The organism is Aliiroseovarius zhejiangensis (genome assembly GCF_014656375.1).
Taxonomy (GTDB): Bacteria; Pseudomonadota; Alphaproteobacteria; order Rhodobacterales; family Rhodobacteraceae; genus Aliiroseovarius; species Aliiroseovarius zhejiangensis.
Map to the genome: position 1 here is coordinate 99474 of NZ_BNCH01000006.1, position 11865 is coordinate 111338.

Annotated in this window: 7 protein-coding genes; 2 read left to right on the forward strand and 5 right to left on the reverse strand. The window is 62.0% G+C overall.

Translation table 11 applies throughout. The features are described from left to right. Positions 1–7 precede the first annotated feature (7 nt). Entirely contained in the window at positions 8–2416 is a 2409-nt protein-coding gene (locus tag IE188_RS13305; RefSeq protein ID WP_191287004.1) for a c-type cytochrome, read from the reverse strand. 411 nt (positions 2417–2827) lie between these two features. Between IE188_RS13305 and katG the strand changes: the two genes are divergently transcribed. After that, on the forward strand, positions 2828–5008 hold the full coding sequence (gene katG / locus IE188_RS13310; protein WP_191287005.1) for a catalase/peroxidase HPI: 2181 nt from the start codon (positions 2828–2830) through the stop codon (positions 5006–5008). 119 nt (positions 5009–5127) lie between these two features. Next, positions 5128–7674 (forward strand): vWA domain-containing protein, encoded by a 2547-nt coding sequence (locus IE188_RS13315; protein WP_191287006.1) that lies wholly within the window; start codon positions 5128–5130, stop codon positions 7672–7674. A 9-nt stretch (positions 7675–7683) separates the two neighbouring features. On the opposite strand, the gene nadC is transcribed toward IE188_RS13315, so the two are convergent. From nadC to IE188_RS13335, 4 genes are all read right to left on the reverse strand, one after another. Next, complete coding sequence (gene nadC, locus IE188_RS13320; protein WP_191287007.1) at positions 7684–8532, reverse strand: carboxylating nicotinate-nucleotide diphosphorylase; 849 nt, start codon at positions 8530–8532, stop codon at positions 7684–7686. After that, positions 8529–10097, reverse strand: a complete 1569-nt coding sequence (locus IE188_RS13325) for an L-aspartate oxidase (protein ID WP_191287008.1) — start codon at positions 10095–10097, stop codon at positions 8529–8531. Before IE188_RS13325 ends, nadC begins: the two co-directional genes overlap by 4 nt. Before the next feature lie 7 nt (positions 10098–10104). Continuing rightward, a complete protein-coding gene (gene nadA / locus IE188_RS13330; RefSeq protein WP_407648246.1) occupies positions 10105–11154 on the reverse strand; it encodes a quinolinate synthase NadA in 1050 nt (349 codons plus the stop codon). Between the two features lie 87 nt (positions 11155–11241). Then, positions 11242–11865, reverse strand: a complete 624-nt coding sequence (locus IE188_RS13335) for a class I SAM-dependent methyltransferase (RefSeq protein ID WP_191287010.1) — start codon at positions 11863–11865, stop codon at positions 11242–11244.

An 11865-nucleotide genomic window follows, 5' to 3' on the forward strand; every position in this document is an offset into this window, starting at 1 on the left:
CCCGCCCTCAGAACCGCTTGAGAAAGGCGATCAGCGCGTGCTTGTCTGCGTCTTCCAGTTTGGTGCCAAAATAATGCCCGCGATTGACCACGAAATCCGGGCACTTGCTCAGTTCCAACAGCGGCTCGATCAGGTCGGCAAAGATCGCACGGGCCTGTTCGTCGCTGGCATCGTCGGGCAGTTCCTTCAGATTGCGCTTGATCTTGATGATCAGCTTGGCAAGCTCGAAATCATGGCCTAGTCGCTCCAGCAGGTCGGCCTGATCCAGCCGGACGTTCAGGTTCGCCAGCAGCCCGATGGGCGTGCCAGCCGGGATCGGGCCAAGCTCGATATTGCCATCGAGATCAAAGAGCCACGGCAAATCATCGCGCAAAGGCGTCAGCAGTTTCACAAGAAAATCGGGCTGAAATCCGCGCGGGACGATCAGGTAGCTTTGCTCTGTCGTGCGGTCGATCAGGCCCGGCACCTTGTCGCCCAGAACTGTATCGCGCAGGCGCTTTTCGGGCCACAGCATCTTGGTGATCCCGTCCTCGAACGCCGCCATGCGCCCTGCGACCGAGGGGTCGTGGTTGTAATACCCGACCGTGTTGTTCAGCAGATACGGCGCGGTGGACCACAGGCTGATCAGCGACGGCACGCGGGTGTAACCGCGCCCACCCGCCGGCATTTCATACTCATATTCCTCGCCCGTTTTCGGATGGTGCACCTTGATCGTGCCCACCGACGGCAGCGCCTTATAGGTCGAGGAGGAGAAGTTGTCCCAGATATTGCCTTCAATCGCGTTGGTCGCCAGCGGGCTGCACGCGTTGGTTTCCAGCAGCGTCACCGGAATGCGTAACTCGCTGGACAGGTAATTGCCGTCCAGAAAATCCTCGGCCTGCACGATCGCGCGCATCTGGGCCTTGAAATCCTCGGTCCGGGTTAGCGCGCCATAGCGGTTGAAACACTCCAAATAGCCGGGGCCGGAACAACCGCCGGGCATCGCCTCGTAGGCGCTTTCCGGCAGTTTCGACGAATGGCACCCGGCGCAGTTTTCCGCAAAGACGATCTTGCCGCGATCCACTTGTTCGGCATCTTCGGTCAGGAAATCCGCGCCGCCGGGTGCGTCCGCCAACCGGTCGGGGCGACCTGCTTTCAGGAAGTATAGCGCGGTCAGCGGGCTCTGATCCTCGGTCGCGCGCCAATAGGCCGAGTTCTTTTGCGCGGTCTCGATCTTGATCGGCGTGATGTCACGCCCGCCCACGATGGGGTTGAAATGGCGGGTCCATTCCTCGCTGAACAGCCCGATATTCAAATAGACACGATTGAGCGCCCCCAGTGCCCCCACCGAATCCGCCCCGTCCTTCAAAACGTGCGGGCTGAAGCTCAGATCAGGCTCTTCGAAAAACTCGGTCAGGGGGCCTTCGGGGACGTAATCCTGAAACTGCTTGTTGTCCAACTCGCCGCCCTCAAGCCGTTCCTCACCAAACCGGCGGGCGACCGCCAGACGTTCTTCCAGCAGATAGATCGCGTTCATGGTGCGCGGGTTGTTGATGTAGTCGGGCGAGACGAGCGAGGTATCCAGCGTACCGGGCCGCGCCGTGTGGATCAGTTGCACCATGTATTGCCGCTTGTCGGGCTTCCACGCAAAGATCCGGTCGAACCAGAAATATTGCGCGCCCACGGTGGCATTCAGATTGCGCATTTCCGGGTTTTCAGGGTCGGCAGGCGGGTCGATCGGGCTGGGTCCGACATGGCAGAAGGCACAGGACATGCCGACGCGATAGGGCCGCACCAGATCGTCGTCGTTGTAGTAATCAGGATCGTTATAAAAGCGTTCCGCGTCCCAGCGTTCTTCGGCGCGTTCGTCAAATTCGGGGTTTGGAAACAGGCGCAGGCCCAGCACGCCTGTCGGCTCTCCGTAATACGACCAGACGGGCATGTTGCGCCCGCGCGCGCCGATCTCGACGCCCGGATATTTCTCGGCATTGGCGAAGGGGTCAGGCGCGCAATCCTCGCGCCTTATGTCCAGCCACAGGCCATTACGATCTTCGACCGGGCCGGTCGCCTCGTCAAAGCAGGGTTCGTTGATCAGACCCAGATATTCGAAACGGTTTGACCGTTTTGCGGGCAGGCCGGGATGCGAGGACAGGGTTTTCAGCAGATCGAACTGCCCGAACGTGTCGACCGTCAGCGTGTCCCACAGCAAATCATTGCCGCCGGTCCAGACCATCCACATGTTGCGGCCCTTGACCTCGTCGGGCGTCAAGGCAATGCCGTTGTCCATCTCGGCGAAATAATCTTCGTCAGCCGGGGGGAAGGTAGTTTCATTCCGCCCGACCAAAAGCGCCTCGTCCAGGGGACCAGAGAACAGTTGCGCAAAAGCGGACACCGGGGCCAGAGCGAGAAGCACGGTATAAAGATATCGGCGGAGCATCGTGGCGAACTCCTTGATGCGGCTGACGAAAAAGAATCAACCAAAAGTATTAATCAATGGGATGAGTGTCTCTTTTATTGCCGTTTTTGGCAACAGTGACGGGTTTCTTGCCCTTTTGTGCGGGGTCACGGAACAGTTTTCACCCCCGAGTTATCCACAGACCATCAGATCATGGCGCACAATCGGGCCATGTCGCCAAGATACTGAACACGTTTACTTTTCAGACCCCACGCACCGACCCCGCTGCGCGCTATGGCAGAACATGGCAGTGGATCGTCCACAGGGACAAATCCAACCTTGCCACCCAATTACCTGTGGTTATCGCGGCAATCAGTATTCCAAATTTCTTCTTATCGCTGGAACGCGCTAGGATCATGACAACGCGCACAACCCACGCCAACGGAGGATACCATGAACAAGCAGCTCACCGGACAATGCCCCATCGCCCATGGCGCGACGAATGTCAGCATGCGGTCGAACCGGGACTGGTGGCCCAACCAATTGAACCTGAAGATCCTCCATCAGAAGGGCGAAAAGGCAAACCCGCTGGGGCCGGATTTCAACTATGCTGAAGAGTTCAAGAAACTCGACCTTGATGCGCTGAAGACGGACCTGTTTGACCTGATGACCGACAGCCAGGACTGGTGGCCAGCTGATTACGGTCACTACGGCGGGCTGTTCATCCGAATGGCATGGCACAGCGCCGGCACCTATCGCTCGGCCGACGGGCGCGGCGGTGGGGGCACTGGGCAGCAACGCTTCGCACCCCTGAACTCGTGGCCGGACAACGGCAACCTCGACAAGGCGCGGCGCCTTCTTTGGCCAATCAAACAAAAATACGGCAACCAGATTTCCTGGGCCGACCTGATGATCCTGGCCGGCAATTGCGCGATTGAAAGCATGGGCGGCAAGACCTTCGGCTTTGCAGGCGGGCGACCCGACACATGGGAGCCGGAAGAAGACATCTATTGGGGCGCCGAAGCCGAATGGTTGGCCACCAGTGACAGCGAAAACAGCCGCTATTCCGGTGATCGCGAGCTGGATAACCCGCTGGCCGCGGTGCAGATGGGCCTGATCTATGTGAACCCGGAAGGACCGGACGGGGTGCCGGATATTCTGGCGTCGGGCCGTGACATTCGCGAAACCTTCTCGCGCATGGCGATGAATGACGAAGAAACCGTGGCACTGGTTGCGGGGGGTCACACCTTCGGCAAGGCGCATGGCGCGGGCGACCCGTCGCTGGTGGGTGCGGAACCCGAAGGCTGCACCATCGAACAGATGGGGCTTGGCTGGAAGAACACCCACGGCACCGGCATCGGCGACGACACGACGACCAGCGGCATCGAAGGGCCGTGGACCGCCAACCCGACGCAATGGGACAACGGCTATTTCGACCTTCTGTTCGGCTATGACTGGAACGTCACCAAATCCCCGGCCGGGGCGTGGATCTGGGAACCCGTGAACGTCAGGGAAGAGGACATGGCCCCCAAGGCGCATGACCCGTCCAAGAAGGTCAAGACGATGATGACCACCGCCGACATGGCAATGCGGATGGACCCGATCTATGGCCCGATCTCGAAGCGGTTCCACGAAAACCCGGACGAGTTCGCCGACGCGTTTGCCCGCGCCTGGTTCAAGCTGACCCATCGCGACATGGGCCCCCGCTCGCGGTATCTGGGCAAAGAGGTGCCGGACGAGGAACTGATCTGGGAAGACCCGATCCCGCCCTCGGAAACCGACCTGAGCGACGCGGATGTGACCGCCCTGAAAGCGGCGATCCTTGATGCTGGTCTGTCGATCCCCGATCTGGTGAAAACGGCGTGGGCCTCGGCCTCGACCTTCCGCGGGTCGGACATGCGCGGCGGCGCCAACGGCGCGCGCATCCGGCTGGCACCGCAAAACGGCTGGCAGGCGAACGAGCCGGAGAACCTGTCGCGTGTGCTGGACACGCTGCAAGGTGTGCGTGAGGCGTTCGGCAAGCCCGTATCGATGGCAGATATGATCGTCCTTGGCGGCGCGGCCGCCATCGAAGCCGCCGCAAAGGCCGGGGGGCACGACGCAACCGTGCCCACCACTTTGGGCCGGGGTGACGCCACCGCCGAGCAGACCGATGTCGAGAGCATCGGCGTGCTGGAGCCACAGTCAGACGGGTTCCGCAACTTCCAGAAGCAGCAATACAGCATCCCGCCCGAGGAGCTTCTGATCGACAAGGCACAGCTTCTGACCCTGACCGCGCCGGAAATGACGGTGCTTCTGGGCGGGTTGCGGGTGCTGGGCGCCAATCATGGCGGATCGGAACACGGCGTGTTCACCGACCGGGTTGGCGTCTTGTCCAACGACTTCTTCGTCAACCTTCTGGACATGCAAACCGTCTGGTCGGATAGCGGTGACGGCACTTATGAGGGCAAAGACCTGTCCTCGGGCGATGCGAAATGGACCGCGACCCGCGTCGATCTCGTGTTCGGATCGAACGCGCAACTGCGCGCGCTGGCCGAGGTCTATGCCCAATCCGACAACCAGGGCAAATTCGTCTGCGACTTCATTTCCGCCTGGAACAAGGTGATGAACGCAGACCGGTTCGACCTGGCCTGATCCAGCAAGATACACGGAACACCGGGCGCGGCCAGCAATTCCGGCGGCGCCCGTTTGGTGCAAACGGCAAAATGTGTTTCTATTCCCCAAAGGAAACCTTCGATCTTTGGGGATGTCACATGCCGATGAAACTCGTCAAACCTGCCGCCGTTCTTGCCAGCATGCTGGCAACCACACCCGCATTGGCCGATGATAACGTCATGGTCGTGTTCGATGGCTCGAACTCGATGTGGGGTCAGATCGACGGCACCGCGAAGATCGAGATTGCCCGCGGCGTGATCGACAACCTGCTGGGCGACTGGGTCGAAACCCGCAGCGTCGGCCTGATGGCCTATGGCCACCGGCGACGTGGCGATTGCACGGATATCGAACTGCTGGTCGAACCCGGTCAGCAATCGCGCCAGTCGATCCTGACTCAGATCAACGCGATCACCCCCACCGGCAAGACACCCCTGACCGATGCGGTGGAACAGGCCGCGCGGGCGCTGTCCTATACCGATCAACCTGCGACGGTCGTGCTGATTTCGGACGGGTTGGAAAGCTGTGAACGTGACCCCTGTGCGCTGGCCGAGGCGCTGGAAAAAGGCGGGGTCGGCTTCACCGCGCATGTGGTGGGATTCGGGCTGGCCAGCGATGCGGACGCAAGTTCCCTGGCCTGCATCGCGGAAAACACCGGAGGTCAGTATATCTCGGCCACCAACGCAGAGGAGCTGGGCGCCGCGCTCAGCACCGTTGGCACCGCGGTGGCCGAAGTTGCGCCCCCGACCGAACCGGAACCCGAGCCGGAACCCGCCGCGCCACAGGTCGTCGTCGATGGACCGGACACGGCCGTCGGCGGATCGGAGATCAAGGTGACATGGGCGCCGACCGTATCGGACAAGGATTATCTCAACATCGTGCCCACCGGGTCTGATCCCGACCTGTTCGGCAGCTACAAACGCATTGGCAAGGCAACGGACCTGATGCTGACCGTTCCCGGCACCGAAGGCTTGTATGAAATCCGCTATCTCAGTAACCAAACGAAAGAAGTGCTGGGCCACGACACCATCGAGGTCACCAGACCCGAGGTCACATTGACCGCGACCGACACGGTCGAAACCGGGGCGACGTTCAAGGTCTCATGGGGTCCGACAATTAACAAACGCGACTATGTCGCAATCGTGCCAGTCGGTGCAGACCCCGGCACGTTCGGCAATTACCAGAAGGTCAACGACAAATCAGATGCCAAGCTGCGCGCGCCCGCCGATCCGGGCCTTTACGAGCTGCGTTATATCCTGAACGTCGACAAAAGCACCGTCGCCACGCACCCCATCGAAGTCACCGCCCCGCAGGTCACGCTTCAGGCTCCGGCCTCGGCGCTGACAGGCGCGGAGTTCAAGGTGGGCTGGTCGGGCACGGTGAACCCGCAGGATTACATCAACATCGTGCCGATGGGGGCGGATGAAGGCGTGTTCGGCAATTACATCACCGTGCGCGACCATTCCGAAGGCGTGTTGCGGGCGCCGTCGGACACCGGGATGTATGAGCTGCGTTATGTGTTGCGCGAAGGCACCAAGACCCTCGCCAGCACCCCCATCGAAATTACCGCGCCCGAGGTAACGGTATCGGGTCCCGCTACCGTCAGCACGGGGGCAGAGTTCGACGTCAGCTGGACAGGAACCGTGAACCGGCATGACTATGTCGCCATCGTTCCCGCCGGGTCTGATGAAGGCGAGTTTGGCAACTACCTCACCGTGCGTGACAAGGGCACGGGCACCCTGCCTGCACCGGCCCATCCCGGACTGTATGAGTTGCGCTATATCCTGCGTGAAGGGTCGAAAACACTCGCCACCGCCCCGATTGAGGTGACCACGCCCGAGGTGACGATCAACGCGCCGGACACGGCGATTGCAGGCAGCGCGATCAAATTGTCCTGGACTGGCACGGTCAGTCGCCACGACTATATCAACATCGTGCCGATGGGCACCGATGAAGGCGGTTTCGGCAACTACATCACCGTGCGCGACCACAGCGAAGGCGAGGTTCAGGCCCCGGCCCAGACCGGGCTTTACGAAATCCGCTATGTGCTGCGCGAAGGCAGCAAAACCATCGCCAGCACCCAGATCGAGATCACCGATCCCGAGGTGACGATCAGCGCGCCCGCCGAGATACGCGCGGGCGACAAGTTGCGCGTCACCTGGACCGGCACGGTCAGCCCGCATGACTATGTGAACCTTGTTCCGATGGGCAGCGAAGATGACCAGTTCGGCACCTATGCCACGGTGCGCACCAACAGCGAACACGACCTGACCGCGCCTGCGGAAACGGGGCTTTACGAATTGCGCTACGTCCTGCGCGAAGGCACCCGCGTCCTGGCGCGCCAGACGGTCGAGGTGCTGGCGGCCGATGCGGCCCTTGACACCGGCGCCAGCCTTGATGCCCCGGACACCGCCGCGGCCGGCGCGACAATCTCGGTCAGTTGGACGACGGACAGCGAAAGCGCGGATCAACGGATCACGCTGGCACAAGGATCGCAGGCCATCTTCACATGGATTTCGGCGCAGAAGATCACCGGGCCACCGCCCGTGTCGATCACTCTGCCGGATGACGCGGGCGTCTATGAGCTTCGGCTGCTCGACCTGACGAACAAGGCCGTGCTGTCGCGCCGGGTCATCAAGGTCGAATAACCCGCGCGGTCAGAAATCCAGCCCAAGATCGACGGTGCGCGCCGAATGGGTCAGCGCACCGGACGAGATGTAATCGACCCCCGTTGCCGCGATCGAGGCGATGCGGTCCAGCGTCACGTTGCCGCTGGCTTCGGTCTTCATCGCGCCATCCACCATCGCCACGGCCTGCCGCAGCGTGTCATTGTCCATGTTGTCCAACAGCACGACCGACGCGCCGCCGACCTCAAGCACCTCGGCCAGTTGATCCAGCCGGTCCACTTCGATCTCGACCGTCATCATGTGGCTGGCATGGGCCTTGGTGGCCTCTAGCACTTGCCGCACGCCACCCGCGGCGGCGATGTGGTTGTCCTTGATCAGGATCGCATCGGACAGGGAATAGCGGTGGTTGAAGCCACCCCCATGCAGAACGGCCAGCTTTTCGACCAGTCGCAGACCGGGCGTTGTCTTGCGGGTGCAGGTCACGCGGGCATGGGTGCCGCGCGTTTCGGCCACGAAACCTGCGGTCTTGGTGGCGATCCCCGTCAGGCGCCCGGCGAAGTTCAGCGCCACCCGTTCCCCCGAAAGGATCGACGCCGCCGCCCCTTTGATCGTCATCAGCGTGTCGCCCTTTTTGCAGGGCTGGCCGTCCGCGATATGGGTGATGACCTCAAGGGCAGGCTCGACCAACCGAAAGGCTATCGCCGCCACCTGCATCCCCGACACGACCGCATCTTCGCGCGCGTTCAGACGCGCGTCGTAGCTAGTGCCGGACGGGATCACGGCGCGGGTGGTGACATCACCATAACTGCCCAGATCCTCCATCAACGCGTGGCGGATCATCGGCTCCAGCACCAGATCGGGGACGGTTGCAAAACTCATGACAGCTCCTTCACGGCCTGCGCGCGCACGGCAAGCGCATCGGCCAGATACATCCGGGATCTCTCCCCCGGCCCTTCGGCAGTTTCCGGGAAATCTGACCGCTCATGCGCCCCCCGGCTTTCTTCGCGCAGCAAAGCGCCAGCCGCAATCAGCGTCGCTGTGGCGCACATGTTCAGAAAGGACGGGCTGTCGCCGTGGTCGGCTTCCAGCGCCGCGATGGTTGCCAGCGCCCGGGTCAGCCCGGTCCGGTCACGCACCACGCCCACATGCTGCGTCATGGTCTGGCGCAGGGTCTGAACCGCCTCGGGTGCGGGGGGCGTGCCGCCGTCGGGAAAGGCAATCTCCAGCGGTGCGGCGTCGGTCCCACCGGTCAATGTCGCGGTAATCCCTTCGGCGCAGATGCGAGCATAGACCAAAGCCTCCAACAACCCGTTCGAGGCCAGCCGGTTCGCGCCATGCAGCCCCGTGGACGAGGCTTCGCCACAGACCCAAAGCCCCTCCAGCGTGGCACAGCCCTGCGTGTCGGTTGCAATACCGCCCATGTGGTAATGCGCCGCCGGGGCGACCGGGATCGGATCAACCGCCGGGTCGATGCCGTTGCGCGCGCAGTATTCGGCAACGGCGGGAAACTGTTCCTTGATCGCCTCGCCCAACACCGCGCGGGTGTCCAGCATCGGGCGATTGCCCGCCTGCACCTCAGCATGGATCGCGCGGGCCACGATGTCGCGGGGGGCAAGCTCGGCATCCGGGTGGATCGCCTGCATGAACCGTTCGCCATGCTTGTTGATCAGGATTGCGCCCTCGCCACGCAGGGCCTCGGTCGCCAGGGGCGCCGGGTCTTCGCCCACATCCATGGCGGTGGGGTGGAACTGCACGAACTCGGCATCGGCAATCAAGGCGCCAGCGCGCGCCGCCATGCCAATCACCTGCCCACGAATGCGCGGCGGATTTGTGGTCAGGGCATAAAGCCCGCCCGAGCCACCCCCGGCCAGCAGCACCGCCGACCCGCTGAGCAGCACCGGACCCGATCGCCCCTCATCAGCCGCCTGAATGACCACGCCAGTCACGCGGCCATCCGTCATATGCAAATCACGCGCCATGGTGCCTTCCAGCACCTGAATAGACGGGGTGTCGCGCACCTGTGCGATCAGGGCGGCCATGATCTCGGCCCCCGCCTGATCACCCTTCACGCGCACCACCCGCGCGAAACTGTGCGCCGCTTCGCGCGACAGGACATAGCCGCCATCCTCGGTCCGGTCGAAAGGCGTGCCCATCGTGGTCAGGTCGAGGATGTAGTCGCGTGCCTCGCGCGTCACCAGATCGGCCACAGCCGGGTTCACGGTGCCTGCGCCTGCCTTCACCGTGTCGGCGGCATGGCTGTCCGGGCTGTCCGCCGCATCCATCGCAGCCGCGACGCCACCCTGTGCCCAGGCCGAACTGGCCCCTTCGCCCAGCACCTCGGGCGAGATCATCACCACCGGGTGCGGCGCCAGTTTCAGCGCCGCATACAGCGCCCCCAATCCGGCCCCGACGATAATGACGCGATCGGTGGCAAGCGTCTGCATCGCAGGATCACAGCCCCAGCTTGCGCGACATATCAATCATCGCCTGCACCGCATGGCGGGCCTTCTCGGCCACGACCGGGTCCACTTCGACCTGCCCTTCCATCGTGTGCAGGGCATACAGGATCTTCTCAAGCGTGATCTTCTTCATATAGGGGCACATGTTGCAGGGGCCGACGAACTCGACCTCGGGCAATTCATCCGCGATGTTCGACGCCATCGAACATTCGGTGATCAGCATCGCCTTTTCGGGCTTCGTCTCGGTGACGTATTTCAGAATGCCACTTGTGGACCCCGAGAAATCCGCCTCGGCCACCACGTCGGGGGTGCATTCGGGATGCGCGATCAGCTTGGTGCCGGGGTTCCATTCGCGGAAATTGCGCAGATCCTGCGCGGTGTATTGTTCATGCACGATGCAGGAACCGGGCCAGTAAACCACGGTCTTGTGGCTTTCATTGGCGACGTTCTGCGCCAGATACTGATCCGGCGTCATGATCACCGTCTCGGCGTCCAGCGCGTTCACGATCTGCACCGCGTTCGAGGAGGTGCAGCAGATATCCGACGCCGCTTTCACCTCGGCCGTTGTGTTCACATAGGACACGACCGGCGCGCCGGGATATTTGGCGCGCATTTCCTCGATCCCGTCCGCGGTGATGCTCTCGGCCAGCGAACAACCCGCCGCCATATCCGGCATCAGCACGATCTTTTCCGGGCTGAGAATTTTCGAGGTTTCGGCCATGAAATGCACGCCCGCCTGCACGATCACATCCGCCTCGACATCGCTGGCTTTCATGGCAAGTTGCAAGCTGTCGCCGACAAAATCGGACACGCCATGATAAATCTCGGGCGTCATGTAGTTGTGGCCCAGGATCACCGCGTTGCGCTCTTTCTTCAGGGCATTGATCGCCTTGATATAGGGCGCATGGATCGCGAAATCCGGCGGCGTCACCACCCGATCCATCCGGGCATAAATATCCTGCATCTCGTCCGCCAGCTCAGCCGAGGGTGTCAGGTCATACTGTTCTAACAGAACGGTGCGAATGTGAATAAGATCCAACAACAGGCAAGCCTCCATCTGCGTGGTCCGTGGGTATCACACCGTTACAGGCGCGAAAAGCCACATCAAGGTCGGTGTCAGCGATATCATTCAGACCGGGTTTGCCTTGGACAGCACAAGAAAGGTCATCATGCCCAATGGAGGCAACGACTTTCGCTGTTCAACTGACAGGTTGGGTTCCTGCAACACGGTCTCGATATGGAAGTCAGAATGCCAGCCGATCGTGTTGGCGAACGGGGCCGACAGGCGTTCCAGAACCGCCAGAACGCCCTCGGTGCGGACGAAATGGTTGGTGATGACCACCTTGCCGCCGGGTTTCAGAACGCGCGCGATCTCGGACATCACTTTCTCGGGTTCCGGCACCACGGACAGCACATGCATGGCGGCCACCGTGTCAAAGCTGTGATCGGGGAAATCCAGCGCCCGGGCGTCCATCTGCTTCAGGGCCACCACATGTTTCAGATCCTGTTCGCGCACCTTCGCCATGGCCTTCGCCAGCATCTGGTCGCTGAAATCAATTCCCGTAACCTTCAAGTCTGGGTTGTAATGCGACAGCGACAGTCCGGTGCCAACGCCGACCTCAAGCACCGATCCCGCGCGCGCGTTGATATACTCGACCGCGGCCCGGCGCCCCTGATGCGTCACCGCGCCGAATGTCTTGTCATAGATCGGCGCCCAGCGGGCATACGAGCTTTGGACCGCGTCGATATCCAT

Excerpts from the sequence above, each read along its gene's own strand:
- nadC (WP_191287007.1), bottom strand. The coding sequence starts at position 8,532 with ATGAGTTTTGCAACCGTCCCCGATCTGGTGCTGGAGCCGATGATCCGC.
- IE188_RS13305 (WP_191287004.1), bottom strand. The coding sequence starts at position 2,416 with ATGCTCCGCCGATATCTTTATACCGTGCTTCTCGCTCTGGCCCCGGTG.
- katG (WP_191287005.1), top strand. The coding sequence starts at position 2,828 with ATGAACAAGCAGCTCACCGGACAATGCCCCATCGCCCATGGCGCGACG.
- IE188_RS13315 (WP_191287006.1), top strand. The coding sequence starts at position 5,128 with ATGCCGATGAAACTCGTCAAACCTGCCGCCGTTCTTGCCAGCATGCTG.
- IE188_RS13325 (WP_191287008.1), bottom strand. The coding sequence starts at position 10,097 with ATGCAGACGCTTGCCACCGATCGCGTCATTATCGTCGGGGCCGGATTG.
- IE188_RS13335 (WP_191287010.1), bottom strand. The coding sequence starts at position 11,865 with ATGGATATCGACGCGGTCCAAAGCTCGTATGCCCGCTGGGCGCCGATC.